The 15,375-nt window shown below is 64.8% G+C and carries 18 protein-coding genes; 15 read left to right on the top strand and 3 right to left on the bottom strand.

The features are described from left to right. Positions 1–101 precede the first annotated feature (101 nt). From OIK40_RS08285 to OIK40_RS08255, 7 genes are all read left to right on the top strand, one after another. The gene (locus OIK40_RS08285; protein WP_273677712.1) at positions 102–680 is read left to right on the top strand and encodes a NifU family protein; all 579 of its coding nucleotides are present in this window, start codon (positions 102–104) and stop codon (positions 678–680) included. Between the two features lie 30 nt (positions 681–710). Beyond that, positions 711–1,319 carry a malonic semialdehyde reductase gene (locus OIK40_RS08280; RefSeq protein ID WP_273677711.1) on the top strand — a complete coding sequence of 203 codons (609 nt, stop codon included), beginning with the start codon at positions 711–713 and terminating at the stop codon, positions 1,317–1,319. Positions 1,320–1,369: 50 nt separating this feature from the next. Next, positions 1,370–1,999, top strand: coding sequence for a tRNA (adenosine(37)-N6)-threonylcarbamoyltransferase complex dimerization subunit type 1 TsaB (gene tsaB, locus OIK40_RS08275; RefSeq protein WP_273677709.1), 630 nt, complete (start codon positions 1,370–1,372; stop codon positions 1,997–1,999). Continuing rightward, the gene (locus OIK40_RS08270) at positions 1,996–2,472 is read left to right on the top strand and encodes a GNAT family N-acetyltransferase (protein WP_273677707.1); all 477 of its coding nucleotides are present in this window, start codon (positions 1,996–1,998) and stop codon (positions 2,470–2,472) included. The genes tsaB and OIK40_RS08270 overlap by 4 nt, the downstream gene beginning before the upstream one ends. 137 nt (positions 2,473–2,609) lie before the next feature. Continuing rightward, positions 2,610–3,035, top strand: a complete 426-nt coding sequence (locus tag OIK40_RS08265) for a Ros/MucR family transcriptional regulator (protein WP_273677706.1) — start codon at positions 2,610–2,612, stop codon at positions 3,033–3,035. A gap of 135 nt (positions 3,036–3,170) precedes the next feature. Beyond that, complete coding sequence (locus tag OIK40_RS08260) at positions 3,171–3,593, top strand: Fur family transcriptional regulator (protein WP_273677704.1); 423 nt, start codon at positions 3,171–3,173, stop codon at positions 3,591–3,593. 94 nt (positions 3,594–3,687) lie between these two features. Beyond that, entirely contained in the window at positions 3,688–4,494 is an 807-nt protein-coding gene (locus tag OIK40_RS08255; RefSeq protein ID WP_273677880.1) for a lysophospholipid acyltransferase family protein, read from the top strand. Here OIK40_RS08255 and OIK40_RS08250 read toward each other — a convergent pair. The 3 genes from OIK40_RS08250 to ybeY all read right to left on the bottom strand — a co-directional run bounded on the left by OIK40_RS08250 (position 4,491) and on the right by ybeY (position 6,905). After that, positions 4,491–5,375, bottom strand: a complete 885-nt coding sequence (locus OIK40_RS08250) for a LysR substrate-binding domain-containing protein (protein WP_273677702.1) — start codon at positions 5,373–5,375, stop codon at positions 4,491–4,493. The genes OIK40_RS08255 and OIK40_RS08250 overlap by 4 nt on opposite strands. A 94-nt stretch (positions 5,376–5,469) precedes the next feature. Next, positions 5,470–6,399 carry a hemolysin family protein gene (locus OIK40_RS08245; protein WP_273677700.1) on the bottom strand — a complete coding sequence of 310 codons (930 nt, stop codon included), beginning with the start codon at positions 6,397–6,399 and terminating at the stop codon, positions 5,470–5,472. A 26-nt stretch (positions 6,400–6,425) separates the two neighbouring features. Next, complete coding sequence (ybeY, locus tag OIK40_RS08240; RefSeq protein WP_273677698.1) at positions 6,426–6,905, bottom strand: rRNA maturation RNase YbeY; 480 nt, start codon at positions 6,903–6,905, stop codon at positions 6,426–6,428. Between the two features lie 162 nt (positions 6,906–7,067). On the opposite strand from ybeY, the gene OIK40_RS08235 reads away from it, so the two are divergent. Genes OIK40_RS08235 through OIK40_RS08205 form a run of 8 tightly spaced genes read left to right on the top strand, consistent with a single transcriptional unit; the run spans position 7,068 to position 15,373 of the window. After that, positions 7,068–8,603: a thymidine phosphorylase family protein gene (locus OIK40_RS08235; RefSeq protein WP_273677697.1), complete on the top strand. Its 1,536-nt coding sequence runs from the start codon at positions 7,068–7,070 to the stop codon at positions 8,601–8,603. After that, positions 8,600–9,493, top strand: coding sequence for a ribose-phosphate diphosphokinase (locus OIK40_RS08230; RefSeq protein WP_273677696.1), 894 nt, complete (start codon positions 8,600–8,602; stop codon positions 9,491–9,493). The genes OIK40_RS08235 and OIK40_RS08230 overlap by 4 nt, the downstream gene beginning before the upstream one ends. An 11-nt stretch (positions 9,494–9,504) precedes the next feature. Further along, on the top strand, positions 9,505–10,023 hold the full coding sequence (locus tag OIK40_RS15045) for an MBL fold metallo-hydrolase (RefSeq protein ID WP_309557514.1): 519 nt from the start codon (positions 9,505–9,507) through the stop codon (positions 10,021–10,023). A 26-nt stretch (positions 10,024–10,049) separates the two neighbouring features. After that, positions 10,050–11,081: an MBL fold metallo-hydrolase RNA specificity domain-containing protein gene (locus tag OIK40_RS08225; RefSeq protein ID WP_309557513.1), complete on the top strand. Its 1,032-nt coding sequence runs from the start codon at positions 10,050–10,052 to the stop codon at positions 11,079–11,081. Between the two features lie 44 nt (positions 11,082–11,125). Then, positions 11,126–11,845: an ABC transporter ATP-binding protein gene (locus tag OIK40_RS08220; RefSeq protein WP_273677695.1), complete on the top strand. Its 720-nt coding sequence runs from the start codon at positions 11,126–11,128 to the stop codon at positions 11,843–11,845. Next, the gene (locus OIK40_RS08215; RefSeq protein ID WP_273677694.1) at positions 11,842–13,326 is read left to right on the top strand and encodes an ABC transporter permease; all 1,485 of its coding nucleotides are present in this window, start codon (positions 11,842–11,844) and stop codon (positions 13,324–13,326) included. The genes OIK40_RS08220 and OIK40_RS08215 overlap by 4 nt, the downstream gene beginning before the upstream one ends. A 23-nt stretch (positions 13,327–13,349) precedes the next feature. Then, complete coding sequence (locus tag OIK40_RS08210) at positions 13,350–14,204, top strand: ABC transporter permease (RefSeq protein ID WP_273677692.1); 855 nt, start codon at positions 13,350–13,352, stop codon at positions 14,202–14,204. Then, positions 14,201–15,373, top strand: coding sequence for an efflux RND transporter periplasmic adaptor subunit (locus tag OIK40_RS08205; RefSeq protein WP_273677690.1), 1,173 nt, complete (start codon positions 14,201–14,203; stop codon positions 15,371–15,373). Before OIK40_RS08210 ends, OIK40_RS08205 begins: the two co-directional genes overlap by 4 nt. The last annotated feature ends 2 nt before the right edge of the window (positions 15,374–15,375 follow it).

Genomic DNA, 15,375 nt, shown 5'->3' with positions numbered 1-15,375 from the left:
AGGGCGGCAAAATGTGAAGCGATAGTGAATGCGCGTCCGGCGCTGCAAGGAGGGGCTGTGCCCGCTTGAAATCGGACGAAATCAGTCTTAAATGACGATACATGTTCATCGAAACCGAAACCACCCCCAACCCGTCCGCGCTCAAGTTCCTTCCCGGTCAGGCCGTGATGGTTTCGGGCAGCCGCGAATTCGCCACCCCCGAAGCCGCAGAAGCCAGCCCGCTGGCGCAGGCGATCTTCGATACCGGCGAGGTCGTAAACGTCTTCTTCGGTGCCGATTTCGTCAGCGTCACCGCCGCGCCCGGTGCCGACTGGAGCGCGTTGAAGCCGCAGGTGATCGCAATCCTGCTCGACCATTTCGTTTCCGAAGCCCCGCTGTTCGCTGCGACTAATGGCAACGGCATCACCGTCCCGCCCGAAGACGAAGCGGTGGTGGAAGAACGCGACGAGGATGCAGAAGTCATCGCCGCGATCAACGAACTGCTCGAAACCCGTGTCCGTCCGGCGGTGGCGGGCGACGGCGGCGATATCGCCTATCGGGGTTTCCGCGACGGGGTGGTCTATCTGACGCTGCAAGGCTCATGCTCGGGCTGCCCGTCAAGCACGGCGACGCTCAAGCACGGGATCGAGGGCCTGCTGAAACATTACGTCCCCGAAGTCGTTGAAGTCAGGGCCGCCTGAGTTTTTTACTCCAGTTTCCGGGGATTACCCATGACCACGCAATTCCACGACCACGTCCTGCCGGACGCGGCGCTCGACCAGCTGTTCAACGAGGCGCGCAGCTATAACGGCTGGCTCGACAAGCCGGTGACGGACGAGCAACTCCACGCGATCTGGGATCTGATGAAGATGGCCCCGACCTCGGCAAACATGCAGCCGGTGCGGATCGTGTGGGTCAAGTCGCCCGAGGCCAAAGCAAAGCTCGCCGAATGCGTGATGGAAGGCAACAAGGCGAAGGTGCTCGCCGCGCCGGTCACTGCGGTAATCGGTTACGATATCGATTTTCACGAGGAACTGCCCTGGCTGTTCCCGCATACCGACGCGAAAAGCTGGTTCGAGGGCGACGAGGAAGGCCGCAAGGAAGGCGCATTCCGCAATTCCTCGCTTCAGGGCGCTTACCTGATGCTCGCCGCGCGCGCACTGGGGCTTGATTGCGGTCCGATGTCGGGGTTTGATCAGGCCGCCGTTAACGCTGCCTTTTTCGCCGACGAGCCGCGCCACAGGGCCAATTTCATCTGTTCGGTCGGCTATGGCGATCCGGAGAGCATCTTCGAGCGTTCTCCGCGCCCGGACTTCGCGACCTTCAACCGTATCGCCTGAGGCGCATCTCGCGCTTGCGTGCCGCCCTGTGCTGGGGCATCGGCAGGCGCATGCGGATGCTCGCCATCGAAACCGCCTCAGAGGCCTGTTCCATCGCCCTGTTCGAGGGCGAGGACAGAATCGCGCATGATCATCGCGTGATCGGGCGCGGCCACGCCGAGGCGCTGGTGCCGATGATCGCCGCCCTGCCGGACAAGGGCCGCGCGGATCGCATTCTCGTTTCGCTCGGTCCGGGCAGCTTTACCGGGGTACGCATCGGGCTGGCGACGGCGCGCGCACTCGGTTTTGCGTGGGGTGCCGAGGTGCTGGGCTATCCGACGCTGGCACTGATCGCGGCGCAGGCTCAGGCGGAACGTCCCGGCCAGCCGCTGACAGTCTGCGTAAATGGCGGCCATGGCGAATGGTTCGTTCAGGACTTTGGCGCCGACGGACTGCCCGGAACCGACGTCGTTTCGCAACCGCCCGATGCGGCTCGCAACGACGCCCGCCATGACTTTGCCGCCGGAAATCGTGCGCGCGATCTTCTTGCGCAACGCGGTGCGAGTATCGCATCGCTCGACATTCTGCCCGATGCCGCAGCTGTGCCCCTGCTCCCCGCCGAGCTGCTGACCCACAATCTCGTCCCCATCTACGGGCGCGGGCCGGATGCCACCCCGATGGCCGGACGCGTGCCTGCATGACACCCTGCCCGCACCTCCTCGACCGGATCATGGCGGTGATGGAGACGGCATTCGATCCTGCATACGGCGAGGCCTGGAACCGGCGGCAGGTCGCCGATGCGCTGTCCATGCCCAGCACCCATGCCCTAGTGGTGGATGCCGACGGCGCGATCATAGCGGGCGACGGCACGACCACACGCGCTCCAGCCGGCTTTGTTCTCAGCCGTCACGTGCTCGACGAGGAGGAACTGCTGCTGATTGCGGTGGTGCCCGGATGTCGTCGGCGGGGTGTCGGTGAAACGCTTATCAACCACCTTTTCGATGCCGCACGCGGGCGAGGAATTACACGCATCTATTTGGAAATGCGTCGCGGGAACCCTGCCCTCCACCTTTATCGCAAACTCGGTTTCACACCGATCGGCGAACGCCCCAACTATTACCGCATGGCCAACGGGGAGAGAATCGACGCCATTACTTTTGGCTGCTCGATTTAATTCAACGAGACTCATCAGAAATTCGGGTCTCGGTAAATTCGCGAAGTTGCAAATGATCTATGTTTCGTCCATGGGCGATTTATCGGAAATATCCGAAGAATACGCATGAGGAACTAGTCGAAGCCATGGAAATCGAGATGAAAGAAACGCTTATTACGCTGACCAGCGATATCGTTGCAGCGCATGTCAGCAATAATGATGTTGCAGTGGGTGACCTGCCCGGCCTCATCACCAACGTTTATGACGCGCTCGCCAACCTCGGTGAAAAGGCGGAAGTCGAAGAGCCCAAGCCGCAGCCTGCCGTGGCGATCCGCAATTCGGTGAAGCCGGATTACATCGTCTGCCTTGAAGACGGCAAGAAGCTGAAGATGCTTAAGCGCTATCTTCGGACCAACTACGACATGACTCCGGAAGAATACCGCGCGCGCTGGGGCCTGCCGACCGATTATCCGATGGTCGCCCCCAATTATGCCGAAAAGCGCCGCGATCTGGCCAAGAAGATCGGTCTTGGCCGCAAGCCCGGCACCGCCGCGCCCAAGCGCCGCACCAAGAAGACCGCCTGATTGTGCGGATCGCCGCCCTGTTGAGAGGGTGGCAAGCCAGCTTGAGCAAGCAGCCCCGTCCCTATAAGGGTGGGGCTGCTTTGCTATTCATGGGTCCGGCTTGCGGGCCACGCCCACTTGGCGATGGAGCTGTCATTGAGCCAGAAAATCGATCTTGAACAACTTTGCGCGGAAAAAGGCCTGCGCATCACTGAACAGCGCCGCGTCATCGCCAGGGTCCTGTCGGAAAGCGACGATCACCCCGATGTCGAGCTTCTCCACAGTCGCGCTTCGGCGATCGACCCGAAGATCTCGATCGCAACGGTCTACCGCACCGTGCGCCTGTTCGAGGAAGCGGGCATTCTCGATCGGCATGATTTCGGCGACGGGCGCTCGCGCTACGAACCCGTGCCCGAAGCGCACCACGATCACTTGATCGACGTTGAGACCGGCAAGGTCGTCGAATTCGTCGATCCCGAGGTCGAGGCGCTGCAGCGCCAGATCGCCGAGCGGCTGGGCTACCGGCTGGTTGATCACCGCATGGAACTTTACGGCGTCCGGCTGTCGCGTGACGACTGAAGCCGAAGGCGGGCCGCGCCTCTCGCCTGTGGAACGGCGCGAATGGGATTTGCGGCTGGCGGCGGCCCGCGGCGAAAACACGCCGGTGTCGCCAATGGGCTGGGTGCGGCTGACGATGCGCGTGCTCGCACTTGTCGTGCTGATCGCTGTCTTCGTGCCGCTGCACTTCCTCTACCGTGCGCTTGCCTATGGTTCGCCTTTCCCGATGCTGTTCCTGCGCTATGCCGCAAGGGTGTGCGGCGCGAAGGTCGAAGTGATCGGCACGCATCTTAGGCGCGACGTATTCTACATCGCCAATCACATTTCCTGGGTCGACATCCTTGCGCTTGCCGGAGCGAGCGGCACCGCCTTCGTCGCCAAGGCCGAGCTTTCGCAGTCGCCCGTGGTCGGCTGGCTGGCGAGCCTCAACCGCACTGTCTTCGTCAAGCGTGAACACCGCATGGGCGTGGCAGAGCAGATCAATGCCCTGAAGGAAGCGCTGGTCGACAACTGGTCGGTCACGGTCTTCCCGGAAGGCACCACCACCGACGGGCAATCGCTGCTGCCGTTCAAGACCTCGATGCTGTCCGTTCTCGAACCCCCGCCGCCCGGCGTGCTGGTGCAGCCGGTGGTGCTCGATTACGGGCCCGTTGCCGAATGGATCGGCTGGATCGGGGAAGAAGGCGGGCTCAACAACGCCAAGCGGGTGCTTGCGCGCAAGGGAACCTTCCGGCTGCGGCTTTACTATCTCGAACCCTTCAGCCCCGAGGATTTCCGCGGCCGAAAGGCAATCGGCATGGAATCACGCCGCCGGATCGAGGAAGCGCTTCTGGAGATCCTCGGGCGGCCGCTGCGCACCTTCGCGCATACGGTGCCGCCGGTGCGTTACGCGCCGCGTCCCGAGGATGCCTCTCAGAATTAAAGGCCAGCGCGCACCAGCCAGTCGTGGAAAATCCGTACGGGGCGGCTTTCCAGCGCCACCGGCTTGCACACGAACCAGTAGGAATAGGGACTTTCCACCGGCGCGCCGGGCAGGTTGGTGAGGCGGTTGTCGTTCGCGCGGCGCAGGTGATCGTCGTGCATGATGGCGATGCCCAGCCCCTGCGCGGCGGCCTCCAGCATGAGCGCACCCGAATCGTAATGATCGATCGCGCCCGCCTCCATGTCCTCAAGCTGGTTCGCCTTCTTCCACGCGACGAAGCTTTCAGGCAGCTCGTTGTGGATCAGGAAGGTCTGCTTCGACAGACTTTCGGGCGTGATTTCCGGCCCAATGGCGCGCGCGACTTCCTTCGAACAGATTGCGTGAACGAGATTGTGATCGAGCCGTACCGCGTGCAGCCCGCTTGCCGGACCGCGCGACAGGATGATCGCGGCATCGAGCGTATCGCCGACCCGGTCTTCAAGGTGCGGTGCGGTGTCGATATCGATGTGCAGCAACGGGTGGCGCTTGCGCAGCTCGCCCAGCCGCGGAAACAGGCGCTGGCTGCCGAACATCGGCAACACGCCCAGCCGCAACCGCAGCAGCGCGATATTGTCCGACTGGCTCTCCACCGCGCGGGCCAGCGCCTCCAGATGCGGGTTCACCGCCTCGTAGAAAGCCTGGCCTTCGTCGGTGAGCTGCATCGACTGCCGGGCCCGCGTGAACAGCTTCTTGCCGACGAATTCTTCCAAATTGGTGATCCGGCGGGACAGCGCGGAGGGGCTGAGCCCGATCTCCTCAGCCGCCGCCCGGGCCGAACCGAGACGGACGGTGCGCATAAATGCTTCGAGTGCGCGCAGTGGGGGAAGACGGCGTTGCGGCATGGGATTCTCTCCTTGGTGAGAAGAGATACGCGCAAAACGGCATCAGGATGCAAAAAATCGAAGAAAAATTGCATACCGGGCGCAAAAGTTGCGCCTACTGCACGTCGTCCGCTTGGGTGGGCGGGTGGAGGCGCAGGCGCATGACGTGGGTTTCGTCGCCCGCCGTTACTTCAATCCGCCAGCCGCTGGGATGTTCCAGCACCGTGCCGACCGGCGGCACCGCCTCGGCCAGCACGAAAGCGAGGCCGCCCAGCGTATCGACCGCTTCCTCTACCTCGGCAAGGCGCGGATCGATCTGTTCGGCGATGTCGTCCAGTTCCGCCCGGGCATCGCAATCCCACATGCCCTCACCGATCGGAACGCACAGGGCCTCCGGCGTCTCGTCATGCTCATCCTCGATCTCGCCGACGATTTCCTCGACCAGATCCTCGATGGTGATGAGCCCGTCGGTGCCGGAAAACTCGTCGACCACGATCGCGAGGTGCACCCGGCGCGCGCGCATATCCGCCAGCACGTCGAGTGCCCCGCGCGCCTGCGGCACATAGAGCGGCTGGCGCAGCAGCGTCGTCCAGTCCTCGGGCGGCGGCGTGCGGTTCGCGAGGAAAGGAAACACGTCCTTGATGTGGATCATCCCGATCACATCGTCGAGCGTCTCGCGGTAGACTGGCATGCGCGAATGGCCATGTTCGGAAAAGGCGGCAACCAGTTCTTCCCAGCTGATCGCTGCGTCGACCGCGATGATCTCACCGCGCGGCACGGCAACATCGTCGGCATCATGCTCGGAAAAGTGAAGGAGGTTGCGGAGCATCTGGCGTTCGACCCGCGACAGATCGCCGCGCGCCTGCCCGCTGTCTTCGGACGTGCCTGAGCCGTTTTCGTCCTCGTGCTCGTCGATCGCTTCCTCGAGCTGTTCGCGCAGGGAGCGGGCCCCTTCAAGGCCGAGGATCTTGCGCAAGGCAGGCCACAGCCCGCTGCTACTGTCCGCGTCTCCCGAAGAAGAGGCGGAAAGATTGGAATCGGCCATGGCCTTCGACAATGCTCCTCCTGTTGTCATTCGCCATATGGGTCAGCGATACCCAGTTTTGCAAGTATGGCTGTCTCCAGCGCCTCCATTTCCTCGGCCTGCGCGTCGGAATCGACATGATCGTGCCCTGCCAGATGCAGCAATCCGTGAACGATCAGGTGCGCGGCATGATGTTCGAGGGCGATGCCTTTCTCCGCAGCCTCGCGCGCGCAGGTTTCATGGGCGAGCGCGATATCGCCGAGCATGACCGGCGGGCCATCGGGTGCAAGCTCGGCCAGTTCCGCGCTTTCGAGCATCGGGAAGGACAGCACGTTGGTCGGCTTGTCGCGATCGCGCCATTCGCGGTTGAGCACGTGCACCTCAGCGTCCGAGGTGAACAGCAGGCTGACGATCAGGCGGGCATTGGCGAGCAACGGCTCCCCCTCGCCCGCAGCATGGGCCGCGCGTTCCGCCAGCGCTTCCCACTGACCCGAAGGCCAGTCCTCGATATCGACATCAAGCTGCATGGCGCACCTTAGTCTCCCCCGGCACATAGCGGCCAGCCAACCGGCAAGGCATGGCTGCGGCGGCAGGAATGTTCGATGATTTCGCGGCGAGGATCATGCTGCCCGCGATAGGCGCAATCGCCGGCTCGGGGAAGAGGTGCGGCACTGGCAGATTGGGACGATTTGCGGTATCGTCCCCTTTGGGCCGAAAGGATTGCGGCAGGGAGAGCAATCATCCCGAAGATACGGCAAATCCCGATCGACACGCACCCGGAAAACACCGCTTTCCTGCTGCGTCACGGTGATGGCTATTCTGCCGAACAGTTTCAGGCGCTGCGCAAGATCCGTATTTCCGGCGGCGGCTGCGAAATTCTGGCCAGCCTCGCGCTGGTCGATGATCCGGACTTGATCGGCGCGGGCGAAATCGGCCTTGGCGAACAGGCCTTCCAACGGCTTGGCCTGCCCGAAGGCACCGAAGTCGAGATCGCGCAAGCCCGCCCTCCGGCAAGCCTAGAATTCGTGCGCCGCAAGATCGACGGCGAGGCATTGGGCGACGGTGAGATCGCGGCGATCATCCGCGATGTCGCGGCGCACCGCTATTCGCACATGGAAATCGCCGCATGGCTGGTCGCATGCGCAGGCTTCATGACCACGCAGGAAACGCTGGCCATGACCCGCGCGATGGTCGATGTCGGCAACCGGCTGCACTGGGATTCGCCGCTGGTGGTGGACAAGCATTGCATCGGGGGCATTCCCGGCAATCGCACCTCGATGATCGTTGTGCCGATCGTCGCCGCACACGGGCTGGTCTGTCCCAAGACGTCTTCGCGCGCGATCACATCACCCAGCGGCACAGCAGACACGATGGAGGTGCTTGCCACTGTCGATCTTCCCGAAGACCGGCTGACCGCAATCGTCGCGCAGGAAAACGGCGTCGTCGCCTGGGGCGGACGGATTGGGCTTTCGCCTGCCGACGACGTGCTGATCGCGGTCGAACGCCCGCTGCGGCTCGACACGATGGAGCAGATGGTCGCCTCCATCATCTCGAAGAAGGTCGCCGCCGGTTCAACCCATCTAGTGCTCGATATCCCGGTGGGGCCGACCGCCAAGGTTCGCAGTCAAAGCGAGGCGGTGCGGCTGCGCAAGCTGTTCGAATATGTCGCGCGGCACATGGGGCTGACGGTCAAAGTGGTATTCACCGACGGATCGCAACCCGTCGGGCGCGGGGTCGGGCCAGTGCTGGAGGCGCGCGACGTTATGGCTGTGCTGCGAAACGAGCCCGACGCGCCCGAGGACCTGCGCGACCATGCGGTGATGCTGGCCGGACACGTGCTCGATTTCGATCCGGGCATTGCGGGCGGCAAGGGCTATGCGCGCGCGCTCGAGTTGCTGGCTTCGGGTGCGGCACTGGCAGCGATGGAGCGGATCATTGCTGCACAGGGACCGCGCCAGCGCCCGCTTGTGGCCGGGCCGATGCGGCACGAGGTCAAGGCGACAGAGAGCGGGCGCATTTCCGCGATCGATTGCGAACGCATTGCCCGCATCGCGCGGCACGCTGGCGCGCCGATGGACAAACCCGCCGGGATCGACCTGCTGATCAAGTCGGGCGCGGTCGTGCGCGCGGGCGACGTGCTCTACCGCATCCATTCGAGCACCCGGACAGGCCTCGACTTCGCGCGCGATCTGGCCGGCGAAAATCCGGGATACACGATTTCGTGACGGCGGCGGCAGTTCACTTTTTTGCCGAGGCCAAGACAGAGGCAAACCGGCTGGCGGCTGCACTCGGCACCACCTGCGCGCCCGTCGCGGTCCACCATTTCCCTGATGGGGAGAGCCTTGTGCGGGCCGGGGAAACCGCTCCAACCGCCCTCCTCTACCGTTCGCTCGACAATCCCGATGCCAAACTGGTTGAACTGCTACTCGCCGCCGCGGCGCTGCGCGATCGGGGAGCGCAGCGGGTGATGCTGGTCGCGCCCTATCTTTGCTATATGCGGCAGGATACCGCCTTCCGCCCCGGCGAGGCGGTAAGCCAGCGGGTGATCGGCAGGCTGCTGGCAGACGCGTTCGACGGGGTGCTGACAGTCGATCCGCACCTGCACCGCACCCATGCGCTGGGCGAGGTCATTCCCGGCATTCCGGCAATCGCGGTAAGCGCTGCGCCATTGCTCGCCGCCGCGATCGACCGCGGTCTGCACCCTGCCCCGATTCTCGCCGGGCCGGACAGCGAATCCCGCCAATGGGTCGGCGAAGTGGCGCGGTTTGCCGGATTGCCGTTCGTGATCGGGAGCAAACAGCGTCGCGGCGATCGCGATGTCTCGGTCACCTTTGCCCATACCCGCGAAATTGCAGGCAAGCCGGTGGTCCTAGTCGACGATCTCGTATCCAGCGGCCGGACGTTGATCGCAGCGGCGGGGGCGTTGATTGCAGCGGGCGCGGCGCGGGTAGAGGCGCTGGCAGTCCACTGTCTGGCCTCGGAAGAGGACCTTGCCGCGATGCGCGCGGGCGGCATCTCCCGGCTGCACGCCACCGACACCGTGGCCGGACCAACCTCGGAAATATGCGTAGCGCCTTTACTGGCCGGGGCGATAAAGAATGAGGGCTGGACCTGAGGGGCAGCCTGATGCCGGATCATATGCTTACGCTCACCTTTCACGGTGCTGCGCAGACCGTCACAGGTTCGTGCATGGAGTTCCGCGCGGACCGGAGCGCGGTGCTTGTCGATTGCGGAATGTTCCAGGGTTCGCGCACGCTGGAAGCGCTCAATCACCAGCCCTGCCCGTTCGATCCCGCACGGCTCGACGCGGTAATCCTCACCCACGCGCATATCGATCACAGCGGGCTGCTGCCCAAGCTGGTGGCGCAGGGTTTTTCCGGCCCGATCTGGTGCACGCAGGAAACGATCGACCTGCTTGAACACATGCTGGCCGATTCCGGGCGCATCCACGAATTCGAGGCAGAACGCCGCAACCGGCGGCGCGACCGGGCAGGCGATGATCCCTGCCGCTTTACACCGAACATGACGCGATGGTCGCATGGAGCCAATGCCGCGCCATACCGCTCGAAACATGGTTTACCCCCGCGCCCGGCTTTCGCGCCCGCTTGTGGAATGCGGGACACATCCTCGGCTCGGCCTCGGTAGAGCTGGAAGCGGCAGGAACGCGGGTGATGTGTTCGGGCGATATCGGCCCGGACAACAAGGCGTTCTACGCCGACCCCGAAGGCCCTTCGGGCTTCGATCACGTGATCTGCGAAAGCACCTATGGCAACCGCGATCGCGAGGAAGTTAGCATCGCCGAACGCCGCACGCTGCTCGAGGCCGAAGTGCTGGCCGCCAGAGCGCGCGGCGGCAATCTGGTGATCCCGATCTTCGCGCTCGAACGCACGCAGGAACTGCTGCTCGATCTGGGACGGTTGATCGACGAAGGACGCATTCCGGGCACCCATGTGTTCGTGGACTCACCGCTCGCCAACCGCATCACCGGCGTGTTCGAACGCTATGCCACCGAACTGGAGGACACGGGGCGCAGCAATATCTTCGACAATCCATCCTTCCACTTCGTCAGCGATGTGGCCGAGAGCATGCGGCTCAATTCGGTCACCGGCGCGGTGATCATGGCCGCATCCGGCATGTGCGAGGCGGGCCGCATCCGGCATCACCTGCTCCACAACTTGCACCGATCGCGTTCGACCATCCTGTTCGTCGGCTTTCAGGCCCAGGGCAGCCTCGGCCGGGTGATCCTCGAAGGGGCCAAGGCGGTGCGGATTTCGGGCAACGACGTGCGGGTGCGCGCGCAGATCCGGCAGATCGACAGCTATTCCGCTCATGCCGATCAGGGCGAACTGGCAGACTGGATCGCGGCGCGCATGCCGATCGCGGGATCGCTGTTTCTCGATCACGGCGAACCCGACGCTGCCGAAGGCCTGCGCCGCCTGCTGCAGGCACGGCTTCCCGAACTGGAGGTGCGCCTGCCCGTAATCGGCGAACGCTATGCCCTTCCCGCCGGCGGCAAGGCGCGCCGCGAGACAACCGGACGGCAGGATCTGCCGCTTGCCACCGGGCGCGACTGGCAGAATGCCTATGCCGACTTCGCCACCTCGCTGAAGACCCGGCTGGCGCAGATGGCGAACGACGGTCAGCGCGAACGGGCATTGCAGCAGCTGCGGGAGGTGATGGATGCCCATGACGCGCGCAAATAGCACTGCGCTGCATCGCCGCGCCGCACGGGCCTAGCCCGCGGGCGATGCGGGCAGGCGATACACCACTGGCCTTCAGGGCCATCGGCCTTTCCAAGGTCTACCGCACCGGCGAGACCGAAGTGCACGCGCTGCGCGGTGTCGATCTGGAAATCGCCGCCGGGGATGTGCTGGTGCTGCTCGGCCCGTCGGGCAGCGGCAAATCGACGCTGCTCAACATCATGGGCGGGCTGGACCGGCCAACCGGCGGGCAAGTGTTCTTCGAAGGCGAGGAGCTGACCGGCCTCGACGATGCCGGACTGACCCGATTCCGCCGCAGCCATGTCGGTTTTATCTTCCAGTTCTACAATCTCATCCCGAGCCTTACCGCCGAGGAGAATGTGCGGCTGGTCACCGACATCGCTGAGCGCCCGCTCGATCCGCTCGCCGCGCTCGAACTGGTGGGTCTCGGCGATCGCAGGACGCATTATCCCGCGCAGCTTTCAGGCGGCGAACAGCAGCGCGTCGCGGTCGCCCGCGCCATTGCCAAGCAGCCCGAAGTGCTGCTGTGCGACGAGCCGACCGGCGCGCTCGACAGCGCGACCGGGGTGCGCGTGCTGGAGGCGCTGGTGCGGGTTAATCACGAGCTCGGCACCACGCTGGTAATCATCACCCACAACAGCGGGATCGCGGCGATTGCCGACAAGGTGCTGCATTTTCTCGACGGTCGGATCGCGCGGATCGAAACAAACGACAACCCGGTGGATCCGGCGGGGATCGTGTGGTGAAGGCGCTCGACAGGAAGCTGCTGAACGATCTGTGGCACCTGCGCGGGCAAGTACTTGCGATTTCCGTTGTGCTGGCGGCGGCCTCGGCAATCTATGTGCTGTCGGCGGGCACCCATGCCTCGCTTACCCGCGCGCGGGACGTCTATTACGCGCAGAACGGCTTTGCCGATGTGTTCGCCGAAATGACCCGCGCCCCCGCCGATATTGTCGAGCGTGCTGCCGTCATTCCCGGTGTAGCCCGCGCAGAGGGCGGGATCCGCCAGCTTGCGATGATCGACATGCCCGGAACCGATGCGCCGATGCGCGCGGTCGTCAATTCAATCGACGATCGCCGGGCAAGGCGGATCAACCGCATAACGCTTAAGTCAGGGCGTCTGCCGCTACCCGATGCCGCCGACGAGATCATCGCCGACGAAGCCTTTGCCGAAGCCAACGCACTCGGCCCGGGCGACCGGGTTGCGGCAGTAATCTATGGCAAGCGTCAGGACTTGCGGATTGTCGGTATCGGCCTTGCACCCGATCACATCTTCTCGATCGCGCCGGGCGATCTGGTGCCGGACAATAGCCGTTTCGGGGTGCTGTGGATGGGCCAGCGCGCGCTTGAGGCCGCGACTGACCGGGTAGGCGGCATCAACACCCTTGTTCTGACACTCTCCCCCGATGCTGTGCCGAGAGAGGTGATCCGGCAGCTCGATCACTTGCTTGCACCCTATGGCGGCACGGGTGCCTATGTCCGCGAGGACCAGATAAGCCACGCCCTGCTTGATAGCGAGCTGAAACAGCTCGATGCGCTGACGCGGGTGATACCGCCGGTATTCCTGGTGGTGGCGACGTTTCTGGTGCTGGTGGTGTTGAGCCGCCTGATCCGCACCGAACGCGCGCAGATCGGGCTGATGAAGGCGTTCGGTTACGCCAATGCGGCAGTCGGCTGGCACTATGCCAAATTCGCGCTGGTGATAGCGGTGCTGGCCAGCGTCATCGGCTGCGGTGCGGGCGTGTGGATGGGCCACGCGATGACCGATCTCTACGCCCGGTACTACCGCTTCCCGGTGCTCGAATACCGGCTTGATCCCACCGTTTTCCTGATCGCCGTTGTGCTGGCGCTGGGCGCCTCCCTGCTCGGCGCGCTGGTGGGCGCGCGCTCGGCAGTGGGCATCACGCCTGCCCAGGCGCTCGCTCCGCCCCCGCCGCCGATCTATCACGACGGGCCGCTGGAACGCCTTGCGGTGCGCGCACGGCTTTCGCCCGCCGGGCTGATGATCATCCGCCACATCGCCCGCTGGCCGGCGCGCGCGGCGATGACCGCAGGCGGCGTGGCGCTGTCGCTGGGGCTGCTATTCGCGACGCTCCAGTTCCACGATTCCAGCAGCCATATGATCCGCACCTTTTTCATCCGCGCCCAGGCGCAGGACCTGACAGTCACCTTACCCACCCCCGTAACGAGGCGGCACTGCACGAACTGGCAAAACTTCCCGGCGTAATCCGCGTGGAGGCGATCCGCGCGGTGCCAGTACGCCTGTCGCATGCCAACCGCACCGAACGGGCTGCGATCGAGAGCGCCGACAATGACAGCCGCCTGTCCGCCCGCATCGATCGCGACGGCGCACACCTCGCATTGCCGCCTGCAGGACTGATGCTGAGCCGCCAGCTCGCCGACCAGTTGGGAGTGACGATCGGCGCTGCGATCAGCGTCGAGGTGCTCGACGGCAAGCGCACCCGTGGCAATTACCGGGTGGCGAGCGTGGTCGACGAATTCATCGGCGCGCGCGCCTATGCCGACGCGCAGACCCTGATGCAGATCACCCGCGATGCCCTGCCCGCGAGCGGCGCGCTGCTGCGGATCGACCAGAACCGGCGGGCCAAACTGCTTGCGCGGCTGGACGAAATGCCCGGGGTGCTGGGCGTGAGCGAGCGCAGCGCCGCGCTGGCACTGTTCGAGGCGATGATCGACGACAACCTCTATACCATGCTTTTCGTCTTCGTCGGCTTTGCCTCGGCGATCGTGATCGGGGTGGTCTACAACAGCGCACGGATCCTGTTTTCCGAACGCGCGCATGAATTGGCGACTTTGCGGGTGCTGGGTTATCATCGCAGCGAGGTCGCGGCGATTTTGGTGGGGGAACTGGCGCTGCTGGTGGTGCTGGCGATCCCGCTGGGCTGCGTGGCGGGGGTCGGTTTGGGCCGGTTGATGACCGCGATGTTCAGTTCCGATCTGTTCCGCATTCCCTTCGCGCCGGAGCGTGCGACTTACGGTCTTTCCATCATCGTGGTGCTGGCGGCAGCGGCGATCACCTGCGCGCTGGTCGCGCGGCGGGTGGTCGCGCTCGATCTGGTGCGCGTTCTGAAGGCGCGCGAATGATGCTGCACCGGATCTCCCGCTGGCGCTGGCCGCTGATCCTCGCCGCGATTGTCGTGGCGGGGCTGGGTTTTGCCTTCTGGCCGCAGGCGGTGGAGGTCGATGCCGGCACCGTTTCGCGCGGGCCGATGGTCATCAGCGTGACCGATAACGCGGTCACCCGAGCGCAGGAGCACTATGTCGTGTCGGCGCCGGTCACCGGATACCTCTCGCGCATTGCGCTCAAGGCGGGCGACAACGTGCAGCGCGGGCAGGAGATCGCCAGGGTCAGCGGCCGTCCTTCCAGCCCGCTCGACCCGCGCAGCATTGCCGAAACACGCGCAGCGCTTGCAGCGGCACGGGCAGCAGCCGATCAGGCCCGCGCTGGGCTGGATCTGGCGCGCAGCGATCTCGCCCGGGCAGAGGCACTGGCTCCGCGCCAGTTCATCTCGCGCGCGCAGCTCGAAGCCGTCCGCGCGCGGGTGATCGTCGGGGAAGCCGCTGTAGCGCAAGCCCGGGCCGACGCCGCCCGGCTAAGTGCGATGCTTGCCCGCCCCGACGGCGCGACAGGTTCGCCCGTTACGCTCCATGCGCCGGCTTCGGGCCGGGTGCTCAGCGTCCTGAACGAAAGCGGCGGCGTGGTGCTGGAAGGCGCACCGATCATAACCATCGGCGATCCGGCTCTTCTGGAAGTGGTCGTCGATCTGCTCTCGCGCGAGGCGGTGCAGGTCCAACCCGGCGACCGTGCCGAAATCACCCGCTGGGGCGGGCCGGAACCGCTGGTCGGCACGGTGTGGCGGGTGGAGCCTTTCGGCCGGTTGCAGATCTCGGCGCTGGGCGTGGAAGAACAGCGCGTCAATGTCATCATCCGCTTTGCCGACCCGGCCCGCCTTGCAGCGGCCGGATTGGGGCACGGGTTTCAGGTAGACGCCACAATCGAACGCTGGCGCAACGACAAGGCGCTGCGCGTCCCCGTCGGCGCATTGCTGCGCGGCAGCGAGGGGCAATGGCAGGTCTATGTGATCGACGGGGGGCGCGCGCGGCTGACAGACGTGACCATCGGCCAGATCAATGAGGACTGGGGCGAGGTGCGCGCCGGGCTGGCAGAGAGCCAGCAGGTAATCCTCAACCCGGCCAGCATGGTCCACGACGGGCAGCGTGTGCGACCGCGCGCAGGGGCATCCGGCGACTGACG

This window comes from Erythrobacter fulvus, assembly GCF_028595285.1.
GTDB lineage: Bacteria > Pseudomonadota > Alphaproteobacteria > Sphingomonadales > Sphingomonadaceae > Erythrobacter > Erythrobacter fulvus.
The sequence above is the reverse complement of the archived record's forward strand: the minus strand, read 5'-3'. Positions and strand labels throughout refer to the sequence as shown.